Origin of the sequence: Paenibacillus elgii NBRC 100335 (genome assembly GCF_004000865.1) — a bacterium.
Classification (GTDB): domain Bacteria; phylum Bacillota; class Bacilli; order Paenibacillales; family NBRC-103111; genus Paenibacillus_G; species Paenibacillus_G elgii.
In genome coordinates, this window is record NZ_BIMB01000031.1 from 14374 (window position 1) to 35958 (window position 21585).

A 21585-nucleotide genomic window follows, 5' to 3' on the forward strand; every position below is an offset into this window, starting at 1 on the left:
AAAGAACACCCTCAACTGCTCGAACTTTGGTGTGCTTGCCGTTTGAGCCTTATTTTATGGTGGATAAGTGGCGCGTAAACTTCGTGGAAGACTTCGGGGCCCTTTCATGGGAGAGGAGAAACCGGACAGGGCTTAAGGGAAGCAAAAGGTACTGCAACGACGCATCAAAAAAAGGCCTGAGTTCCGGTCGGACGCCGGACTCAGGCAATTTATTTTCCAAGCATTATTTCCCAAAAGTAAGCATCGTCTCCGCAATGATTTCCGCCGCCAGCACCACCTGCTTCAGCTCCACCCATTCGTCCTTCGTATGGGCTTGCTCGATCGAGCCCGGTCCGAATACGACCGAAGGGATGCCCGCCCGCGCCAGCTTGCTCGCATCCGTGCCGTAAGGCACGCCGAACGTTCGCACTTCGCCGATTTTCCCTGCAGCCGACGAAGCGACAAGCCCCACGACCTCGCTATCGGGGCTCGTATCCATAGCGTAATCCAGCACAAAGGGAGGATGAACGATGACGTTCAGCCCGCCATTCTCCGCCGCTAGTTGCTCCATCTCCGCCCGGATCTCGCGCCATACTTGCTCGCTATCCTCGCCGGGGATCGTCCGGCGATCGATCCGGATCACGCATCGCTCGGGAATCGTGTTCGGCGCCACGCCGCCTTGAATTTGCGACACGGCAAGCGTCGGCGAACCGACAAGCGGGTGCGCGGCAGAACGCAACAGCCGGGCTTGCATCGTCCCTTCGATATGGGCGACGACCTTCATCATGTCGCTTATGGCGTTGACGCCTTCCTCGGGCTTCGAGGAATGGGCGGAGACGCCCACCGTCTCGATCTCGCAGCGGACGACGCCCTTGTGCGCGACGACCGCCTGAAGCCCGGTCGGCTCCCCGACAATGGCGGCGGCATAATCGTATCCCGCCTCCAGCACGTCCAGCACGCCGAGATAATTGACCTCCTCGTCGACGGTCGCCGCCAGATGAACCGGCACGGGCGGCTTGATGCCGTTCTCGGCGAACCACTCCATAGCGGCCAGCATCGCAGCGAGCGACGCCTTCGTGTCGCAGGCGCCGCGGCCATAGAGCTTGCCATCGCGTATTTCCGCGCCAAACGGATCGATGGTCATGTTTGCGGTCTGCACCGTATCCATATGGGCCTCCAGCAGGAGAGCGGGCGCATCGTCGGCAATCCCAGGCAGGATGCCGATCACATTCGGCCGCTCCGGACGCACTTCCCTGCGTTCGGCCTTCAGTCCGAGGCGCGCGAAGAAAGCCTGGACGTAGTCGGCCATCTCTCGCTCCGGCACGCCGCCTTCGAAGCCCGGATTAACGCTCGGAATCCGCACCAAATCCTGCAGCAATCGGGCAACGCGCTGCTCGTCTATGATTACTTTCATCTTGCGGCTCCCTCCAATCGCTCGCGTTAATAATTGCAGCCCCGCGCATCGATCTTGATGCGTTCCGTCACGACGCCGCTGCGCACGCCGTAAATCGCATCGTTCAAATTCGGAATGACGCACGAATGGTTCGGGATAATGTCGATCCGCTCGCCGATGGACAGGGATACCTTATCCGGATCGAACCGCAGCATGCCGTGCTCTTCGTTGAGCGCGGCGATCGCAACGTCCGGCTTCCCGACGACGATGCCGAAGCCGTCGCCATGATGCGCCCGGTCGCTCGTCAGCGCCTTGGTTCCCGCGTCGATCGTCGCCATGCCCGGTAGCGGCAGGCTGACGACGGTAGCCGCAACCCGCAGCGCGCAATCCGCTTCCTCCGCGAGCCCCATCTGAACGGCTGATGCGTCGTTGAAAATATAGTTGCCTGCCCGCACCTCTGTCACGCCTGCGGCGTGCTCGCACATTTTGGCGGTAGGCGTGGAGCCTGAGCTGATCGTGTTGACCGCAACGCCCGCTTGGCGCAAGTCCGCTACGACCCGGCCAAGCGTTTCCGATTCGGCCTGCACCGCAGCAGCGACCGCATCCGGGTCTCCGCTCTGGTAAATCAGCCCGAAATAAGCCATCACGCCTTCGATGTCGATGCCAGGCAGCTCACGAAGCCGTAAGGCGAAATCGACAATGTCCTTGCCCGGCTGCCGGCCGCCGCGATGCAGTCCGCCGTCCAGCTCGATCAGGACGGGCAACCGCTTCCCGGAGCGGACCCCGACGGCGGAGAGGCCAACCGCCCCTTCCCAGCTGTCGACGGTAACGACAACCGTAATCCGGCGGTGCAGCCGCTCCAGCCGTTCGAGGTTGCGCTCCCCGATGACGGGGAAGGCGATCAAAATATCGTCGATGCCCAAATCCGCGAACGTTTCCGCTTCCGAAAGCTTCGCCACGGTAATACCGACCGCTCCGGCAGCGAGCTGCATGCCCGCGAAGCGCAATGATTTGTGCGTTTTGATATGAGGCCGATGCTTGATCCCGTATTGCGCCAACTTGTCGGACATTCGCCGGATATTTCGCTCGACCGTATCGAGATCGACGAATGCATACGGCGTGGCCGGATAAAGCGCTTCAGGTTGATATGTCATGACGTTTCACCTCGGATTCCGATTGTGGGAAAGCATACTTGTCCCGGTATTCCTGGGGCGTCAGTCCCGTATGCTTTTTAAATACGTTGATAAATGAATGCGCCCGCTGATAGCCGACGTCCGCCGCGATTTCGTAAATTTTGTCCGGGGTGCGCAGCAGCAGATGGACCGCCTTCTCCATGCGGAGCCGATGGACGTAATCGCTTATGTTTTCGCCGGTTTCGCGCTTGTAAATCTTGGAAATATAGACCGGATGCATATAAACATGCTCGGCTATCGCCGTCAAGGAAACGTCCTCCGCCAGCCGCCGCTCGACGAATTGCCGGACATCGGCGATCAGCTTCGCCCGAGAATGCTTCGTTTCGCTTTCGGTTTCGCAGCGCAGGCTGTTCATGAGCGCCACCGACCAGTCCTGCAGATGCCGGACGGAACGGTACGGCACGCCCTGCAGCAATTGGTCGTAGCCGGGCCCGATCAGCCCGGAGAGCGGCCGGCCGTTCTTGTGCGCATAAGAGGACGCCGCCGAGGCGATGGCGAAATAAGCTTCGAGAAGCAGCTCCTGAATGCAGCCGCTCCTCGTCTGCAGCTCGCCGAAAATACGCTCGATCCGCTGGTCCGCGGCATTCCATTGGCCGGCCTCAAGCAGCTGCACAAGCGACGGAAGCTCGTACAGCGAAGTGAGAGACCGCAGCTCCGTCCGTGCGAGCAGCCCGTCCGCCGCAGTCAGAATCAGGTCCTGCTCGTTGCCTACCCTTCTCCGCAAAGCAGACAATGTGCCGTCGTACAGCGCAGCCACATCCCCGGGAAACGTTCCTTCCCGGCTGATGACAATCGTCGCTTCGCCTTTCAAATACGCGTGGATCGCCTCCTGCAATTGCTCGGCCGCACGTTCGAGCGCCTGCTGCCGCTCCTCCTCCCCTTCGCCAGCTTCCGACGATACGGCGTATACCAGATAATCGTACGTGTCTTTGCCGGCCCAAAGCTGAAAGCCCGACGCGAACAGCTCCCCGGCAATATTGCCCACTGCGTATTCCACAAGCGCAAGGCCGCGTGGATCGTAGCCGTAGAACGGCTTTTCGAGGCGGACGAGCAGCAGCGAAACCGACCGCCCGAACAAATCGGGCACGCCGAGCATCTCCATTTTGTCCCGAAGGTCAGCCTCGGAGTAGCGTTTGCCGAGGAGCAGCTCGCCAAGCAGCGTGCTCCGCAGCTGCGGCAAGTTTTCGCGCAGCGTCCGGGCGATCCGCTCCTGGGAAATTACCGCGTTCCATTCCTCCCGAACCGTCTCCAGCACGCCCGAGACCGTGTTCATCAGCTCTTCGTCGGTTACCGGCTTGAGCAAATAGCTTGCGGTACCGTTAGCAATCGCTTCCTTGGCATATTCGAACTCGGCGTACCCCGAAAGCAGAATGCATTTCGTTTTGGGCCATTTGTCCCGGATGTGCCGGGAAAGCTCAAGACCGGTCATTCCCGGCATCCGGATATCCGAGATGACGATGTCGATCGCATGCGCATGCAACAGTTCGAGCGCTTCGAACGCCGAATAAGCCTTATACACGGCGGCGATGCCGATTCGCTCCCACGGGACGAGCTCGGCAAGACGTTCCACCACGTGGGCCTCGTCATCCACGATCAATAGCTGCGCCATCCTCCGAATCCCCCCTCCATGTCAACGTGACGCGCAGCCCTCCGAGTGGACTATGCGAAAGCTTGAGCCCTGCCCCTTCGCCAAAGACGTAGCGCAAACGCTGGTGAACGTTCCACATCCCGAAGCCCGAAGCGGCCTCCTGCGGCAGTGCAAGCTGCTGCTCCATGCGGACGATCGCCTCATCCGTCATGCCGACGCCGTTGTCGTCCACGACGATCCGATACGAGCCTTCGCACATGCTCCCGGATACCCGGATGACGGCTTCGCCCGGCTTGTTCTCGATGCCGTGAACGATGGCGTTCTCCACAATCGGCTGCAGCAGCAAGCGCGGGATATGCAGCTCCAACATCGTCTCCGGGACGTCCAGCTCGCAGCGAAGCCGTCCGAGCCGCAGGTTATGAATGGTCAAGTAATTGGCCACGAGCTTCATTTCTTCGCCAAGCGCCGCCGTTCGGTTTTCCATACGCGTGGTGTAGCGGTAATATTCGGCGAGATTATGCGCCATCGCCACGACCGACCTCGTATCCTCCAGCATCGCGGTATTGACGATAAAGAACAGGCTGTTATACAAAAAATGCGGATTGATTTGCGCCTGCAGCTGCTTGAGCGTCGCTTCATGAAGCCGGATTTTCTCAGCGTATACCCGCTGCACCAAATCTTGAATCTGCTCCGCCATCTCATTAAACCGGTCGATCAGGAAGTCGAACTCGTTATTCGGCCGGTAGCGGATGCGGGCGGACAAGTCTCCCTTCTTGAGCAGCCGCACGCCGTTCAGCAGCTTACCGATCGGCTTCTGGACGTTCCGGTAAAGCAAATAAGCGGCCAAAAAGCTCATGCCCAGCAGCAGGCCGAGCGCTGTGTAGAACAGCAGACTCGTCTTGCGGATCGGCGCCAAAATGCTGTCGACGGGCACGTAATCGACCAAGTACCAGTCAAGCTGTCTAGACTTGACATAGTACACGGCAACCTGCCGTCCTGTGACCGTCGCGACGAAATGACCGCTTTCCTCCAGCGATTGCTCGTCCAGCATTCGAACGATGGCCTGCACGGAGCCGTCGTTCAACGTAGCGCTGCCGATCGGGGAAAAGCCGCTCCGGTACAGAAACGGATCGCCTTTGCCGCCCGTTTTCACCTGATCGAGCATGGTGGAGATGTTCGCAACTGGAAAGCTGACCTGAATCATCGCTTGAATCTCGGATGGATCGATTGCCCCAAGCGGATCGACGATCTGGCGGGTGAAACGGGCCCCCGGCGTCCGGGCGTCACCCCGTGCGGTCCCGTCGTAAGTCCAACTTTTTAGCGGCGCGAATTTCTCGATATCCCCGGGGTCGTAGAACTTGAATATATTGGAAGATATGACAATCTGGTTTCTGGGCAAATAAACCGTCAAATCGTTCGTCCAGGCGGCGGAAACGCTCTGCAGACTGATTTTCTGCATCAGACGGGTCTGCTCCTTCAGCTTGTCGTACGGCTTGTCCGATCTGCGGTCGATAAATTCGCGCAGGTAAGGGTCTGAATTCAGAATAACGGGAAACATGGCGAGCTGTTCGACCGTCGAATCAAACTGCTGCAGGAAAAAGGACAGCCGGTTGAGACTCGACGACTGAATTTCTTCGCGCACGACGTTCACGCTGACTTGATTCGTATAAATGTACAGAAAGAGCACGGGCGTAAGCAGCAATGCAATGAGCACTAATACCTTGGTGAAGATCGTTGGCTTTCCCGTCATGATGTCACCGCTCCTTGCGGAATTGTAGTGTGCGCCAGCCATCCGATTCCGAACTTGATAAAAGCGCCGAGCGTCCGCCACAGCCGCCTCAGCCGTTGCCCGCAGGTACTATCCTTTCACCGCCCCCGCTGACAAGCCGCTGACGATATAGCGCTGTGCAAGCAAAGCAATGATAAGCACCGGCAGCGTAATGATGCAGGCTGCGGCCATGAGAGCCCCCCAATTGATTTCAGAATAGGACATAAAGTTGTAGACGGCGACGGGAAGCGTTTTCGTACGGTCGCCGGCCAAAATAATCGAGAACATAAAATTGTTCCATGAAAAAATAAAGGATAGCAGCGAAGAGGTAATAATGCCAGGCCCCGAGATCGGAAGCACGACGCGCCGGAATACTTGGGAGCGGGTGCAGCCGTCGATCAGCCCGGCCTCCTCGATTTCAGTAGGAAGCCCCTCAAAAAATGATATCATGATCCAGATGATAAAGGGCAGTCCTACCAACATATGGCTTAAAATGAGCGACGTAAAGCTGTCGACGAGACCCAGCTTCGAAAAAATGATGAACCACGGAATCAAAAACGTAATGCCGGGTATGATCCGCGCAACAAGAATGACGAGCCCGAGGCCTTGCAGGCGATAGCGGGCGATGGCGTAAGCCGCAGGCAGTCCCAGAAGAAGCGAGCCGATCGTCGAGCCCGCCGCAACGAAGAAGCTGTTCCAGATGAAGATCAGGAAATCGTATTGACCGAACACGCTGACATAATTTTTGCCGGTTGGCTCGAAGACGAAAAATTGGCCGGTCGACATGATCTGCGACTGCGTCTTGAAGGAAGCGAGCAGCATCCAGATGAACGGGAACGAGAACACGAGCACGACAAGCAGCGTCAAACCCGACAATACGGCGTTTGTGATCTTTTGTTTCTTTTTCTTCATGTCGCTCCCTCCAGACGTTTGCGGAACCAGATCATCAGCAGCGTGAATCCCATCACAAGCGCGAAAAATACGACCAGCAGCGACGAGGCCAGCCCGAGCTTGAAGTACTGAAAGCCGAGCGTATAGCCGTAAATGTTCAAAGTCTCGGATTTCATGTTCGGGCCGCCCTGCGTCGTGGAGTAAATGATGTCGAACGTCTTGAGCACGTCGATCAGGCGCAGCATGAAGGCGACCATAATCGTCGGGCGCAGCATCGGCAGCGTGAGATGAACGAATTTTTGCCAGGCCGTCGCCCCGTCCACATCGGCGGCTTCATAAGGCTCCGACGGAAGCGTCGACAGCCCGGCCATCACGATGAGCGCGATCATCGGCGTCCATTCCCAGACGTCGATCACGATGAGCGAAGGAATCGCCTGCGTCGGCGAAGCGATCCAGAGCTGCGGCTCCAGACCGAACGCCTTGAGCACATGGTTGGCGAGGCCGATGGACGGCTCGTAAATCAGCACCCAAACGAGCCCCATCGCGACGGGCGTCGCCACCATCGGCAGCAGAAACAACGTTTTGACGAAATTTTTGCCGCGAAAATCGCGGTACAGCAGCATGGCGATCGCGACGCCGAGCACCGTTTCCAGAAACAGCGCGCCGGCAGAGAACACGAACGTATTTTGGACCGCCTGCCAAAACCGGGTGTCGGAAAGCAGCGTCGCGTAATTAGCAAGCCCTACCCATTCCGGCGGCGTCGCCGACGACATGCTCCATTCGTAGAAGCTGATGCGGAACGTGTACAAAATAGGGAAAACCATCATCAGCAGGACGAACAAAACGGCGGGCATCGTGTAAATCCATTTCAGGTTCCGGTCGAACCAGTTCGTCGGCATGTGCATCATCCTTTCCACCTCGACTTGTCAAGCAAAAAGGATGCGCCCGCCAAATGGGCGCATCCTCCATTCCGCACGCTTATTTTCCTCTTTCCTTGTCGATCAGGGCTTGGAACTCCTTGTTCGCCTGCTCGGCTGCGGCCTTGATGTCTTCGCCGGTAATCGCCTTCTGAACGATGGCCCCGATGATGTCCCGCGCCTCGCTGACCTTGTCAACGGATGGCACGGAATGGTCAACACCTCCCTTTTGTGTTTCCTTGGTCACTTCGGCAAGCTCCTTCGGGAAGGCGGTGATACCTTCCGGACTGTTCCATACCGACATGCGCGCCCCCGGATTTCCTTTTTTCTGGGTGGCGGTCACGGTCTCCTTGCTGGTCGCCCATTGGATGAAGGCCCATGCGGCGTCTTTTTTCTTGGATTTGGCGTTCATCGCAAGGCTCCAGGAAGTAACGTTGAACGGCTTCGAGCCCTCCTTGCCCGCCGGGAAGCTGGCGAAGCCGACCTTGTCGGCGACCTTCGATTTCTCCGGATCGGTCGTGTTCTTGAAGAGCGAATTCGCGTCCGCGAAGAACGCGGCCTTGCCTTGAGCGAACACGCCGATCGCTTGCGGCCACGACATGTTGAGCACTCCGGGAGGGCCGAAGTCTTTCAGCAGCGTCGCGTAGGTGGTCATGCCCTTGATCGCTTCCGGCGTGTTGACGGTCGCCTTGTCGCCGTTCATAAAGTCGCCGCCTTCGGAGTAGATGAACGACGAGATTTGCGAAACGAGCGGAGAGCGCTGTCCGCGGGCGGCGAAGCCGTACAATTCGTTCTTCGGATCGTGGAGCTTCTTGGCGGCGGCGAGCAGCTCGTCCATCGTTTTCGGAACGGGGATACCCGCTTTTTCCAGCAGATCCTTGCGGTAGTACAAGATGTGCTGCTCCGTAATAATCGGGACGCCGTACAGCTTTCCGTTCACCGTATTGGAGCTGACGGACGCTTTGGAGAAATCATTGAAATCGTAGGCGGCGTCCTTTTTCAGGTAATCGTCAAGCGGGGCAATCCAGTCGTTCTTGACGAACATCCGCGCTTGCTGGAGCGGGCTCATCATGAATACGTCGGGCGTCTCCGACGCGGCCGTCAGCTGTACGGTCAGCTTTTGTGCCAGCTGGTCCTCGAAAAAGCTCTGCACGTCAACCTTCATCCCCGTGCTCGCTTCGAATTGCGGAAGCAGCTCCTTGATTGCGTCTCCCCAAGGGTGATTGGCGGTGACGATGGACAGCTTTTGCCCGGCGAAAGGCTTGTCCGCATTTTGTCCCGGCTTGCCCTCGCCCGGCTTCGCTTCTCCACCGCAGGCGGCAAGCAGCCCCGCGGACAGGACGGAGACAAGCCCGGCTTTCAGCGCGCGATTCATGGTTTGGTTCATGATATTTCGACCTCCCTTATCGTGTATATGGCGGCGGGATTCGTTCGTAAGCGCTATCAAAATAAGTTGTTCCCGCTATAGCTCAAGCCTAAACGATTTCCCGCGATGTTGAAATAACGCAGTTTAAGCATTCATAACGCAGGTTCAACAAATTGCCGTAATAAAAATAGAGCAAGCCGGCCGCTCGCTCTAGGTTCCGCACGATCTTACGTTTAGTCCTCCGCCATAAAAATCTCGATGCCTTTCTCTCTCAGCTGATGAATCCAGTCGGCCGGACATTCCCTGTCGGTGATGATCATCGAAATGTCCTGCAGCGCCGCAATGTTGGCGAATGTCGTTTTGCCGAATTTCGAATGATCGGCCAAGACGATCGATTCCTCGGCCCGCTCGATCATTTTGCGCGAGACGCTCGCTTCGTTCAAGTCATAGTCCGTGATTCCTTCGACGAGCGAGATGCCGCCGACGGAAATGAACGCTTTGTGCACCTTGAACTGCTGCAGCATCGCTTCGGTCAGCGTTCCCCCGACGGATTGCTGATTCACGTTGACCGCCCCGCCAGCAAAAATAATCCGGCCCTTGAACAGCTCCATCGCTAGCAGCAGCACCGGCACGGAATGGGTCACGACGGTCACGTCGGGCCGGTTCTGCAAATGACGGACGATCTCCATCGTCGTCGTTCCGTTGTCGATCATGATCGTCTCGCCTTCTTTGACCAGCGAAGCTGCCAGCTTGCCGATGGACGTCTTGGCGCCGTTGTTCATTTGCTCCCGCTGGATGAACGGCGGCTCCCAGCTATCCATGCGGGCTTTGACCGCCCCGCCGTACACTTTTTTGAGCAGACCTTCCTTCTCCAGCCTGTCCAGATCCCGCCGGATCGTTTCCGGTGACACGTTCAACTGCTCGGCCAGCGCATGCACCTGCACTTTTTCGTCCTGCAGCAGCTGCCCCATAATCGTTTTTTTGCGTTCCTCGAACGTTAATGACACCGCCGCCCCGCCCTTCTTTGATTTATGTTTATTGTTGAATGTTTGTGTTGTTTATTGTCTTATGGTAACGTGCCGCTGGGGGGATGTCAAACGATATGATATAGTAAGACGGGGACCATCTCCTCAAAAGACAAGCAGAAAAGGCAGGTTGAAACCGATAAAACTATTATTCGTATGCAGCAGAAACAAGTGGCGGAGTCTGACAGCCGAAAAAATCTTTCACCGATGTAACGGATATGACGTCCGGTCCGCAGGGACGGAGGAACAGGCCCGAATCAAGGTGACCGAAGGGCATATCGGGTGGGCGGAACTTATTTTTGTAATGGAGAAAAAGCATGCGGCAAGGATTCGCCAAAAATTCCCGCATGCCGCCTCAAGCAAAAAGATCATTTGTCTGGACATCCCGGACGAATACAAATATATGGACGAAGACTTGATCGAAATGCTCAAATCCAGAGTATCCGAGCACATCGAACTGCCGGACAATTGAGCCCGGGAGCGGCTTGGGCGAAAAAAGGGCCCGGGCTTTGCAGGCTTCCGCCGAAGCGGCACAATCCGGCACACGCGCACGATCAACCCGGTTAAGGCTTGCATTCTTGCCGTATGCCATGACGCCGGATTGCATCACGAGATTACTCGTTTGCCAGCCTCTTCGATGCCAGAAAATGCTCATTCACGATATTCCGCGGCATTCCGCTTATATATCCTCGAACGTTATCCAGCAATTCCGTCATATTGGCTTCCCGGGCGATGTCCGTATACCACGCCGTGCCGGGCGTAAAAACAACGTTATCGAGCTTATATAAGGGGTTGCCCGCAACCTGCACCAGGTCGTCAAGGCCCGCGCCGGCGATTTTCCCGTCCCGAAGCAGGGCGAACAGCGCAGCTTCATCCACCAGACCGCCCCGGCTCGTGTTGATGAACAGGGCCGTCCTTTTCATCGACGACAGCAGCTCCGAGGTGATCATCCCTTTCGTCCTGGCATGGAGCGGCACATGCAGGGAAACGACGTCGCTTCGCCGCATCACCTCGCGGATATCCGCCGCCTCCACCCCCGGGACGGCCCTTCCGGAACGGTTCGCGCCAATCACATGCATCCCGAAGCCCCGCGCGATCCGCGCCACCGCCTGCCCGATGCGGCCCGTGCCAATCAGTCCTAACGTCCGGCCTGACAATTCGCCTGCCAGGAAAGGGCCGTACACATGGCTCTCCCCCTGCCGGACAAGGCGGTCGGCCTGAATGATACGCCGATTCACCGCGAGCAGGAGCGCAAACACATGCTCAGCTACCGCCTGCGCCGAATACGTCGGGCAGTTCGACACCGAAATTCCTGCGGCTCCTGCAGCCTCGATATCGACCAGATCGTACCCTGTCATGACGAGGGCGATATGTTTGAGCCTCAGCAGCTTCCCGAACGCCAATTCCCGAAGCCGCGTCCACTCCACGATCGCAATGTCTGCCGTAGACAATCGCTGAATGGCGGTCGTTATGTCAGGCCGGTCAAAGTAAACTTCGAACTCCCCAAGCTTCTTCATTTCCCGCACAAACTCGTCCGGCAGGTAGGTCGGTTGATCCAGATAAATGATTCTCATGCCGAATCCATCCTGTCCGTCATGAGTGCCAATTGCAAAATTTCACAGGCCTCATTGAACATATCCGGGCAGCGGGCAAGCGCAATCCGGATGTATCGCTCCCCCTGTCCGTGGTCGTGCCAGTAGAAATGATCCCCCGGCAAAATCCCGAGCCCCAGCCGCTGCAGTCGGTCCACCATTTCCAGGCTGCGAACGTTGGAGTCGGTTATGCGAAGCCATTCGACGCTGATCGTCGAACCCGGATTGTCCAAGAGCAGCCCGGAGGAGCGAATGGCTTCCCGGAGCGTCCGGCGGTTCCGGTCAATCGTTTCCCATACGACGGTTTGCAATCCGTTCCGCGCGGTATCCTTCAAATATTCGATCAGCAGCTGCAAAATAAACGGCGAAACGTTCAGCAAAATATCGTTGTGAAGCTCCAGCACATCATCGGCCAAATCTTCGCTCATCGCCAGAATGCTGCATTTCAGATCTTGGGTCGGCCATGTCTTTCCCGTATCCTCCACCATCAAATAGCTGATATTCGACCTCTCCAGCAGCTCGTACTGATCCCATAAAGGCTTTCTCGAAAAAAATCGGAACGTGCAATCAACGATAAGCAGCTTGCCGTAATGACCGCACAGCGCAACAAGCTTCTCCCATTCTTCCCGCGACAGCTCGAAGCCCGTCGGATTGTTGGGAAGCGTAACGAACACCGCATCCGCCGCAAGCCCTGCGAACGTCTCTTCCATCCGGTCGAGCCTGAGCTCCTCCTCATGCAGCGGCGTCAAAGCTACGTTTCTTCTTTGCAGCAGCGTCGCCAGATTGTCGAAGCAAGGATGCAGCAGCGCGGTCGTCAACCCCCGCGAAGCCAAAAAGGTAGCGATCAAATCGGTTGACAACGAAGCCGAGTAACAGAACAGCGTCCGGGTAAGACCGGCAGCGGTCGGCTGTCCGGCCAAGGTGTAGAACAGCCGGCGGAATTCGTCCTCCAGCTCGGCCTGCCTCGCCGCTTCCGCCTGATTGAACAAGTCGGGCAGCCGCCCGATAATTTGTCGCTGCGTATCGGTTTGCGGCTGATGGGCATGGCCGTCGGCTACGTTAAACAGCTGATTGATGCCGATCGATTCATAACGCGTCAGATTCGGCATCCGCATCAATGATTTCACTCGTCTCACGCTCCACTCGCAGAATCAAGAGTCAGTCACCCTACACCATATGGGTGATCCTTGCCGCCGGACTCGTACAAATGCCCATTTTTCCCCATATACCCACTCCATCCGCTTACGCCCTGCGTAGACTAAAGCGTAGATTCGCTGTGAAAAGGTGGGATTATCATGCCGACTCGGAACATTCCCGTCATCGCCGTGACAGGCAGCGCGGGAAAAACGACCACGAAAGAAATGATCGCGTCCATCCTGCGGGGACGATGGACTATTTTTAAATCGCCGTCGAACTGGAATTTGCCGCCAAACACTCGAAAGCACGCCAAGCAGCTTCGCGCCGGGCACCGCGCGGCCGTGCTTGAATTCGGGATGCTTCGCAAAGGGCATATTCGCGAGCATTGCCGCTTGCTCAAACCAAGCTACGGTGTGATTACCAATGTCGGAACGGCGCATATCGGCAATGTCGGACACCGGGTCCAAGGCATCGCGTCCGCGAAATCGGAGCTGATTCGGCACATGCGGAAGACCGGAACGCTCGTCCTGAATGCGGATAACGCAAATTCGAGGCTGCTGTCCGTCAAAGGATTTCAAGGAAGGCTGCTAAAGGTCGGCATCCGCAACAAAGCCCATTACAAGGCGCGCGGCATCCGGTTTTTGGGCCGGGGGGTGGCCTTCCGGGTTCGGCTGAACGGGAAAGACGAGCGATTTTTCATTCCTTGTCTCGGGGTTCATAACGTGTACAATGCGCTGAATGCGATCGCCATTACGCACAGCATGGGATTCACGGCTGCCGAAATCCGCAAGGGGCTGGCGAAATATCCGATTCCGTACCGCCGCTTGGTCCGAACGGAGCTGCCGGGGCGAATCACCTTAATCGATGATACGTTCAGCTCCAATCCCGATGCGACCAAGGCCGCGCTCGACACGCTCGCTTCGGTAAGCCGAAAGCACAAAATCGCCATCATCGGCTATATGAAGGACATGGGAAAATACGCCGTCCGAGGTCACGACGAGGTTGGAAAATATGCTGCCCGAAAAAGACTCACCCGGCTCTACACAGTCGGAAATCTCGCGCGGCACATCGCGGCGGGCGCAAGAAAAGCGGGCTTCCCCGCAACCCGCATCCGCAGCTTCGCATCCAGACCGCAGCTTGAGCGGGCGATTGCCGGGACGATCAAGCCGGACACCGCGATCCTGGTCAAGGGCACCCATTTATTAAAGCTGGAGAAGACCGTTTCCTTCCTGAAACGCAGCTTGTCCCGCAAGCGGTCCTAAGGAAGATCCGGAAAATCCCGGGCCCTGAACACTTTTTTTGTAAAAAAATCTAAATTTTTTTAAAGGAGCGCCGATATTATAATAGATTAAAAATTGAAACATTTGGAAAAGTTTTCTCGACATCAAGGAAAGGTCAAGGACTCTGAAATGAACATTTGGGAATTACTAGGCATTTCTCCTACGCTTGAAGTCAGCGCCATTAAACGCGCCTATGCCACGAAGCTAAAGCTCTACCATCCCAAAGACGATCCGGACGGCTTCCAATGCTTGCGGGAAGCGTATGAACAAGCGTTGAATGAAGCGAAATATCTCAAGGAAGCGCAGCAGCCGGTGCGCTCCAACTCCGCGGGGCCGGCGAGCGATCCACATGACCAACCGGTTCGACCCGACGCATCGGATCGCGAACCCGCTTCATGGGTTGATTGCGATCCGGCAGTCCCCTCCCCCTCCGATTCGTTTGTCGAAGAGACGATGAAGCAGATCGAAGCTTTATATGCCAAACTGCCGACGCGGATCGATGTAAGCTTATGGAGAGAGCTGTTTGCTCAAGAAGAGCTATGGAATACGAATGTAAAAGCCGCTTTGCACGAACGGCTGTTAACGTTTCTGGGCGAGCATTGCCACCTGCCCAATCCGGTTTGGGCCCTGCTGAACGAGCATTTCTGTTGGACAAGCCAGGAAAGGGAACTATACAAACGTTACCCGGAGAAGTTCGTCGATTATTTGTTGATGGAAGTCACCAAGCCCTGGGAGCTGCGCTACGAATTTATTCCGGAAACGATTGATTATGACGCGTTTATCGGATACCGGGACGCCGCCCAGCATGCGCTGATGCACAACAATCTGGCGTCTGCCAGGCCGTACCTGGCCGCAGCCCGCGACTTGTTTGCGGATGATCCGGACCTGCTCCGATTGACCGGCCAGTATTACGTTCGCACAGGCGACTCAGAGCATGCGCTTCAGGCTTACAACCGCTTGATCGAACTCCATCCCGTGGATCTGGACGGATTTATCCACCGTGCCGCCCTATCGCTGGAAGCAGGGAATCTACGACAGGCGTTCTCCGATTACCAGCATATTTTGTCGCACACGCCTGAAGATTTGCAGGCCCTCAGCGGTCTGGCACGCTGTTACGCAGCCTACGACCGGTTGGCCGAAGCCAAGTCGCTGCTGGAGCTCATCATCGCGCAGTACCCGTACGACCTCGATTCGCGTATCCAGCTGATGGATGTGAACAAGCAGCTTGCCGGCAAAATACGCACGGAATTGATCTTTTCGCCGGAACGGGCCGAGCTGCAATTGGCACTAGCCCAAATTTATTTTGATTTGGAACAGTTTGCCCCCTGCTGCAAGTTGTTTGACAACATTCAGGGTCTGACCGCGCTGAACTCCGACATGTATTTGCTCTGGGCGCGCGCCTTATTCAAGCAGGGATCGAAGAACAAAGCCTTCGAGCTATTCGGGAAAGCATGGACCGCAGCGCAGAAGGAAGGCGTCAACGGCTACGAAATCCTCGTTTATCGGGGCGTGGCTTACCTGGAAGCGGAGAACACGAAGCTTGCGGTCCGCGACCTGTCTGCCGCGCTGCGGATGAACGAGTATGACGCCATGGTTCTCGGCCATTTGGCGAACGCTTGTCTGAAGGACAAGCAGCGGCACGAAGCAATCGGGTTCGCCGACCGCGCGATTTCCGTCGATCCGTCCAACTGGTATTTTTATTCCATCCGAGGCCTCTGTCATTACCATTTGAACAACAACCGGGAAGCACTCGACGACCATGCTGTGGTGGTGGAGCATGAATTTGATTTTGACGAAGCGTGGTTCCGGAAAGGGATGTGTCATCTGCGTCTGGGTCAATATCCCGAGGCGATTGACTGCTTTGAAACCGAAATGTCTTGGAGCGACGACGAGCGTTCTTACTATTATGTGGCCGGCGCCTCTTTTCGGAATCGCGATTACAAAGCCGCTCTTCAGGCGATTCGCAAATATAAACGGGCTTTTCCCGACGATTCAAGCGGCTATATGATCGAGGGCGATATTTTCCGTGCTATGGGCGAGGAGTCCAGGGCGAAGGAAATTTATTTCAGGGCGGCGGAATTGTTTGAGGACGATTATTACCCGACCCAATTGGCCCTGTATTACCTTTTGAAGGAAGGGGACCCGGAAACATACAAGCAGATAGCTTCCTTTATCCGCCGGCTTGCCGACGGCTGGCCGAACGATACATGGGTGCAGCTCGAACGTCTCAAATTTATCGTCAACACGAAATCATGGGGCGATGTCCCCAATTTGGTGCACAATTATTTTGTGCATTGCAGCGACGATCCTGCCTACGATTCGTTGATCTGGCTGTATTCCGGGGTGGCTTATTACCATGAGGGAAACTATGCAGAAAGCATCGAGAGCTTGACACGCGCGCATGAGCTTGGAGAGCGAACAAGTGCCAGCATCTACTTAAGCATGGCGCACATCAAGCAGGAACGGATGGCGGAAGCGTTGTCCTACGCCATGCAGGCTTGTCAGGAAGAACCGGATAACGAGGAGTATCGGTTATTTTATGACCGGCTTCTAGGTTCGACGGATAAAAAGTCGCTACGGGGACTCTTCGGTATCCAAACGAAGCCTCCCCTCCATATTCCGGAGACGCTTTTCCTGAAGCATCAGGATGTGAGCGACGTGCATGCCCTGCATTTTATGCTGGATGAAGATGAGGATGGGGATGAAGAAGATGAATAGGGACGGTCACAGCGCCTCCAAACGGACTGAACGATGGTGCGTCGCGTTAAGCGCCGTATTATACGAAATGAACGGGCTCGATCCCGGAAACGACTACGAATGGGAAGCCACCCCAAAACATATCGAAATGCATAAGCAGTCTCTTCAACGGGACTGGGGGATCGAGACCAAGGACGATTTGAGGAGGAATCTTCAATGGCTGGCCGAAGAGGGGCATCGCAAGTCGTTCCATAAGATTCGGTGCTTTCTGTCCGCATTGTCTGAAGCCGAACAAACGAAATATATCGAATCGATTCCGAAATCGACGAACCGGCACAGAGAGCATCAAATTGTAAAAGCGTATATGAACCGGCTCCCGGCTGCGGGGATCGCGGCTTGGGATTTCGGCAGATACGCGTATTTGATCCGAACAGGCGCCTTCATGGGCTACATTTCCATGGAAACATCGCTGGAGCTTGTGAAGCCGATGATTAGTGTTGCTCAACAAGCGTATACCGGCTGGCGCGAATACGGAACCGGCTATTTGGCCGGAAGGCAATTTTGGCGGGCGCAGCCCACGACGGCAAGCGCGCAGGAAATGGCGGGCTATATCCGCAACCTGCTCCTGAGTACCGACAGCCTGTGGAACCGGCTGGAGTGGGATATGCCGCTTGAAGAGGCTGCCGGGCTGCCGGCAAGCCAATTAGCATAACGAATTTCAATCCGCGAGCCAAGGCCGGACGCCACTGTCCGGCTTCTTCGCCGCGAAAACCAAAAACCGCCTTGCCGCAGCAAGCCGGTATCATAAGCGGTAGATCGATGGGGAGTTGCGGTCTTCCGCATGCCAGCCCCCATTCATCACAACATAGAACGTTCCATGAACGATCAGAATAATCACGCCGAACAACAAGCAGAACGGCACGGACTGCCCGTTCAAGCTTTCTCCGATGAGGCTCAAGAGCGCTTTCGCGTCGGTCAGCGCATCCCAACTGTTCAGCCGGTATTCGCGTCCGAGCAAGATCCCGTAGCCCCCCAGCATGGACACCGCAACCACAAACAGCCACGAAACGGCGCCCCCGAACCTTCTCATGACCTGATACTGTATCAAATAGGCGGAGCCGAATCCTAATAAAAATCCGTTCCACGAGATCAGCAGCATCACCAGAAAATCATACCAGTAGCGAAACGTCCACCGGCCGGCCTCGACATACCAAGCTTTCTGAAGCGTTAAATGGATAAGATCCGTAACGATATAGGGCGCATTCGGAAAAAACAGCAGCCAAGCCGCTCCCAAAACGGCAACGACGGCGGAACGAACCCCGCCGGCAGCCAGCCGCTTTCCGAGCTCCGCTGCGGCCACGGCAAGCAGCAGCGGAATCCAGGCCAGGAACAAATTCCACAAGAGGAAATCGAAATATGTCTTATCCCGGAACGCATAGTAAAGCGCAGTACAAATCAAGGACAACAGTCCCATGGAGAGGATAAACTTTCCAGAATGCAGCTTTTTCATCCGGCACTCCTTCACATTCCATTTTACTCTTCGGGCAGCATGCCGCGCATGAACAGCTCGACCACCTGGGCGGCCAGTTGCTCCGGTCTCCCCGTGCCTTCGGACAAATACGCAAAGGTCAGGCGCTCAAGCGTACCTACGAAGCACTGCGCTACGACGTCCATATCGAGGGTTGAACGAAAGTAGCCGGACCGCTGCTCTTCGAGCAGGTTGTCGCGAATCAGAGCGGCCAGCTCCGCTTTAATGCTTCCGGCCTCCGGTGCTTGGAACAACCCGATGCGCGTCAAGTGCGGGTCTTCCGTAAAAAACCGAAAAAGCGTCTCCAGCACGCCGAGCACCCGCGCGTTCACTTCACCCGGCTGCAGCCCCGATTCCAGGCGGCTCGACGTGACAAGCTCCTGCAGCCGGGACCGAAAGTGGCCGACCAGTTCCTCGAACACCGCTTCCTTGCTTTCAAAATAAAGGTAAAACGACGGCTGGGTCAGCCCGGCCTGAGCGACAATCGAGCTGATTTTCGTCTCGTAAAAGCCAAGTCCGGCAAACTGCTCCGCCGCCGCAGCCAGCAATCTCGCCCGGCTTTCTTGCCCTTTGGCTCCTTTGTTTCGCGCCATTCCGCCCGAACTCCTTATGTCAATAAAGTAAGGTATTGCATGATTGAAAAGCCTTATCTCGTATTATGTCCCAGTCATGCTTCACCGTCAAATCGCAGCGTTTCTATACCCGGTGCCGAAGCTCTTCATAGGCTTCCTTCAGCCACGGATGCACGACCTTCAAGGTCTGCTTTCGCTCCCACAAGTAATTGATGTAAGCGAACGCCCCATGAATCAGGGAACGGTTCAATTGCTCCTGCAGCTCGCGGATATACGGCGGTGTGCCGGGTTGATCCCATGCGACTTTATCCGCGACGAACAGCACTTTATCGAGCAAGGTGGAGCCCGCCGCAAAGTCGTGTGGCAGCCGACCGCATCGAGGATTACCGTATCGGTTACGCCAAATAGCTGCTGTGCCATCACCACCGACAGCTTCTGATGAACAATTATCGGGAACGCTTCTTCCTCCGGCAGCACCTCGATGCCAAGCTCCCGCGACACCGCAATTCGATCCCCGTTCGGGATGACCGCGCTGATGTCGTGCAGCCAGCCGGACGTCTCTGCCGCCTCGGGATCGGCTCCGAACCGCAGCGCGATACGCCGCGCCTCCGTCCCGACGTCCATACAGTGCTCCGCCGTCTTCTCGCATCCGTTCACGCTTAGAAAGCTCCGGATATCGTCCCGAAGTCGATTCGTCCGGGGAAACGGTTTCGTGTGTTCAGCCAAAATAGGGTGCATGCTTCATCCTCCGTTCGCTGTTGCCTCTTGCTTCATACCGGACACCCGCCGACCGGATAACCACTCCGAGTCCCGCTTCTAATAAAGCCTCTTCCATTGTAACCGCTTGTCCCGCGAATATAAAGCTTACGCAAAAAGTGCGGGACACCTGCCCGCACCCCGCACTTTATGATTCAACCTATTTTCACATCTTCCAGGCTTGCGTGCTTTTGCCATTTCTCCATTGGTTTACTATCGTTAGCGCGCACGATGCGATAAAACTTTTTCCAGATGCACTTCCTCTTCGTCTCTTTGAACTTCCACGAAGCCGTTGGCTTTATAAAATTGAATGGCGTCAAGCCATGACGCCGTCGTTTCCAGCACGAGCTTCGCATAGCCCATGTGCCTCGCCCTCCGCTCCAGCTCCTGCAGCATGCAGCGCGCGATGCCTCTTCTCCGGTACGGCTTCCATACGGACATTCTGGCAATTCTCCCGACGTCGCGCCCCTCTCGGATAAGCGCTCCCGTACAGACCATTTGCCCCTCAAGCGCTCCCGTCAAGAAGAGATGCCCCTGACCGGCATACCAACTCACGATATCGTCCAGGTCCTTGTTGTAGGACGGGTCCAATTCCCCGAGCCTTTCCTCCAGCCCTGCGCAAACGATCCGTCTTGCCTGCTCCTGCGTCTCTTCGGTCACTTCTGCCACGCTCAGCATAATGTTCATCCGTATATCCATTTCCGAACCTCCGAAATATGGTCGATTCTCGCGATCGGCCTAACCCCTTTATCCATCATCGCCTCTAGGCTTGTCCTATAGCTGATAAACGGAATGCCGGCTCCGGCCGATGCTGCACCGTCGATCCATGAATCACCCACCGATATCCATTCGTCCGCCGCGATGGCGGGGAATTGATTCAAGGCATAGATAAATCCGGAAGGGGACGGCTTCAGCGCCTCCATCTGCTCTCTGCCGATAATGGGGTCGAAATAAGACTTGATTCCCGTTACTTCGAGCGCCTTCAGGGCGGCGGACAGCGAATTGTTCGTGACCACGACCAATACGAACTTGCCGTGCAACGATTCGATCAGCTCCGGCACGCCTTTTTCCAGCCCCGCGCCTTCCATCCCGCGCACCTCATGCTTTTCCGCAATATTCAGACAGGAGAGGTATAAAGTGTGATCCATACCCGCTTGCTTGGCGTGTTCGAGCATGGTGGATGTCGTATGCTCATAGAGCGGGAACCGCTCCGTCAACATGCCGTGCCCGACCAAGTGGCGGAAGATGTCTTCCTTCATCGCCGCAAAATCGATGCGGGATTGCAGCAGCGTATTGTCCATATCGAAAATAATACCTTTGCATTTGCGGTCATCGCGCATCGAAGTTCCCCGCTTCCCGTTCAAACCATGCAAGCGCACGCTGCTCCATTTCCCGCACAAATGCTTTCTTTGCCGGGCTATATTCGCTTGTGTTTTCGAACCGTTGAGCTAATTCTTCCTTAAACCGGCTGTATCTCGCAACCTCTTCAGGATGAGCTCTCAAATAATCTCTAAATATTAAATGACGTTCAATTTGGGGGTTATCCGTTTGATAAAAATGAATATGATGCGTCCGGTTTTCTCCGCCTTTTCGGAATAATCTTCTTCCGGGGATGCCCCACTCCCCAGCCACGTCATAGCCGAGGGAATGCATTTGATCGTTAAACAAATCAACGTTATGAATGTCTTTTACAATACACATCATGTCGATGACCGGCTTCGCTTTTAATCCGGAGACCGAGGTGCTTCCAAAATGCTCAAAGCGTACGATTTCATCCTTAAATATGGTTTTTAAAAATTCAGCTTCATCATTAAAAAGCTTAGCCCAATTAAATTCACTCAGTCTAACCTGCATAATACACCTCCTACTAATAACCGACCTTTTCCGTATCCCCGGTACCGAC

19 protein-coding genes and 1 pseudogene are annotated in these 21585 nt (G+C 56.0%); 4 read left to right on the forward strand and 16 right to left on the reverse strand.

Translation table 11 applies throughout. The annotated features are described in order from the left end of the window. Nucleotides 1–223: 223 nt before the first annotated feature. The 8 genes from PEL01S_RS21300 to PEL01S_RS21335 all read right to left on the reverse strand — a co-directional run bounded on the left by PEL01S_RS21300 (nucleotide 224) and on the right by PEL01S_RS21335 (nucleotide 10102). Entirely contained in the window at nucleotides 224–1393 is a 1170-nt protein-coding gene (locus PEL01S_RS21300) for a M20 family metallopeptidase (protein WP_127461740.1), read from the reverse strand. Between the two features lie 26 nt (nucleotides 1394–1419). Next, nucleotides 1420–2526, reverse strand: coding sequence for an alanine racemase (locus PEL01S_RS21305; RefSeq protein WP_127461741.1), 1107 nt, complete (start codon nucleotides 2524–2526; stop codon nucleotides 1420–1422). Beyond that, entirely contained in the window at nucleotides 2510–4174 is a 1665-nt protein-coding gene (locus tag PEL01S_RS21310; protein ID WP_127461742.1) for a response regulator, read from the reverse strand. Before PEL01S_RS21310 ends, PEL01S_RS21305 begins: the two co-directional genes overlap by 17 nt. After that, on the reverse strand, nucleotides 4149–5903 hold the full coding sequence (locus PEL01S_RS21315; RefSeq protein WP_127461743.1) for a sensor histidine kinase: 1755 nt from the start codon (nucleotides 5901–5903) through the stop codon (nucleotides 4149–4151). The genes PEL01S_RS21310 and PEL01S_RS21315 overlap by 26 nt, the downstream gene beginning before the upstream one ends. Before the next feature lie 108 nt (nucleotides 5904–6011). Further along, a complete protein-coding gene (locus PEL01S_RS21320; protein ID WP_127461744.1) occupies nucleotides 6012–6833 on the reverse strand; it encodes a carbohydrate ABC transporter permease in 822 nt (273 codons plus the stop codon). Continuing rightward, on the reverse strand, nucleotides 6830–7711 hold the full coding sequence (locus PEL01S_RS21325) for a carbohydrate ABC transporter permease (RefSeq protein WP_127461800.1): 882 nt from the start codon (nucleotides 7709–7711) through the stop codon (nucleotides 6830–6832). The genes PEL01S_RS21320 and PEL01S_RS21325 overlap by 4 nt, the downstream gene beginning before the upstream one ends. A 79-nt stretch (nucleotides 7712–7790) precedes the next feature. Continuing rightward, nucleotides 7791–9116, reverse strand: coding sequence for an ABC transporter substrate-binding protein (locus tag PEL01S_RS21330; protein WP_127461745.1), 1326 nt, complete (start codon nucleotides 9114–9116; stop codon nucleotides 7791–7793). Nucleotides 9117–9328: 212 nt separating this feature from the next. Next, the gene (locus tag PEL01S_RS21335) at nucleotides 9329–10102 is read right to left on the reverse strand and encodes a DeoR/GlpR family DNA-binding transcription regulator (RefSeq protein ID WP_127461746.1); all 774 of its coding nucleotides are present in this window, start codon (nucleotides 10100–10102) and stop codon (nucleotides 9329–9331) included. 157 nt (nucleotides 10103–10259) lie between these two features. Here PEL01S_RS21335 and PEL01S_RS21340 point away from each other — a divergent pair, with 157 nt between their 5' ends. Continuing rightward, nucleotides 10260–10592, forward strand: a complete 333-nt coding sequence (locus PEL01S_RS21340; RefSeq protein ID WP_174806985.1) for a low molecular weight protein tyrosine phosphatase family protein — start codon at nucleotides 10260–10262, stop codon at nucleotides 10590–10592. A gap of 142 nt (nucleotides 10593–10734) precedes the next feature. Here the strand turns inward: PEL01S_RS21340 and PEL01S_RS21345 are convergent, their stop codons facing one another. After that, complete coding sequence (locus PEL01S_RS21345; RefSeq protein ID WP_127461748.1) at nucleotides 10735–11694, reverse strand: 2-hydroxyacid dehydrogenase; 960 nt, start codon at nucleotides 11692–11694, stop codon at nucleotides 10735–10737. Further along, on the reverse strand, nucleotides 11691–12839 hold the full coding sequence (locus PEL01S_RS21350; protein ID WP_127461749.1) for a pyridoxal phosphate-dependent aminotransferase: 1149 nt from the start codon (nucleotides 12837–12839) through the stop codon (nucleotides 11691–11693). Before PEL01S_RS21350 ends, PEL01S_RS21345 begins: the two co-directional genes overlap by 4 nt. A gap of 168 nt (nucleotides 12840–13007) precedes the next feature. Here PEL01S_RS21350 and PEL01S_RS21355 point away from each other — a divergent pair, with 168 nt between their 5' ends. The 3 genes from PEL01S_RS21355 (at nucleotide 13008) to PEL01S_RS21365 (ending at nucleotide 17538) form a co-directional block, all read left to right on the forward strand. Continuing rightward, on the forward strand, nucleotides 13008–14111 hold the full coding sequence (locus PEL01S_RS21355) for a UDP-N-acetylmuramoyl-tripeptide--D-alanyl-D-alanine ligase (RefSeq protein WP_127461750.1): 1104 nt from the start codon (nucleotides 13008–13010) through the stop codon (nucleotides 14109–14111). Between the two features lie 147 nt (nucleotides 14112–14258). Beyond that, nucleotides 14259–16847, forward strand: a complete 2589-nt coding sequence (locus PEL01S_RS21360; protein WP_127461751.1) for a tetratricopeptide repeat protein — start codon at nucleotides 14259–14261, stop codon at nucleotides 16845–16847. Continuing rightward, on the forward strand, nucleotides 16831–17538 hold the full coding sequence (locus PEL01S_RS21365; protein ID WP_239551226.1) for a DUF1266 domain-containing protein: 708 nt from the start codon (nucleotides 16831–16833) through the stop codon (nucleotides 17536–17538). The genes PEL01S_RS21360 and PEL01S_RS21365 overlap by 17 nt, the downstream gene beginning before the upstream one ends. Before the next feature lie 90 nt (nucleotides 17539–17628). On the opposite strand, the gene PEL01S_RS21370 is transcribed toward PEL01S_RS21365, so the two are convergent. From PEL01S_RS21370 to PEL01S_RS21395, 6 genes and pseudogenes are all read right to left on the reverse strand, one after another. After that, nucleotides 17629–18336 (reverse strand): DUF1361 domain-containing protein, encoded by a 708-nt coding sequence (locus tag PEL01S_RS21370; RefSeq protein ID WP_127461752.1) that lies wholly within the window; start codon nucleotides 18334–18336, stop codon nucleotides 17629–17631. 23 nt (nucleotides 18337–18359) lie between these two features. Further along, nucleotides 18360–18947 carry a TetR/AcrR family transcriptional regulator gene (locus PEL01S_RS21375; protein ID WP_127461753.1) on the reverse strand — a complete coding sequence of 196 codons (588 nt, stop codon included), beginning with the start codon at nucleotides 18945–18947 and terminating at the stop codon, nucleotides 18360–18362. A 103-nt stretch (nucleotides 18948–19050) separates the two neighbouring features. Continuing rightward, nucleotides 19051–19664 (reverse strand): annotated as a pseudogene (yqeK, locus tag PEL01S_RS21380) (bis(5'-nucleosyl)-tetraphosphatase (symmetrical) YqeK). A 237-nt stretch (nucleotides 19665–19901) separates the two neighbouring features. Continuing rightward, nucleotides 19902–20381: a GNAT family N-acetyltransferase gene (locus tag PEL01S_RS21385; protein WP_127461754.1), complete on the reverse strand. Its 480-nt coding sequence runs from the start codon at nucleotides 20379–20381 to the stop codon at nucleotides 19902–19904. Next, nucleotides 20366–21055 (reverse strand): HAD family hydrolase, encoded by a 690-nt coding sequence (locus PEL01S_RS21390; RefSeq protein ID WP_255320146.1) that lies wholly within the window; start codon nucleotides 21053–21055, stop codon nucleotides 20366–20368. The genes PEL01S_RS21385 and PEL01S_RS21390 overlap by 16 nt, the downstream gene beginning before the upstream one ends. Further along, nucleotides 21012–21536 carry a GrpB family protein gene (locus PEL01S_RS21395; RefSeq protein WP_127461756.1) on the reverse strand — a complete coding sequence of 175 codons (525 nt, stop codon included), beginning with the start codon at nucleotides 21534–21536 and terminating at the stop codon, nucleotides 21012–21014. The genes PEL01S_RS21390 and PEL01S_RS21395 overlap by 44 nt, the downstream gene beginning before the upstream one ends. Nucleotides 21537–21585 lie beyond the last annotated feature (49 nt).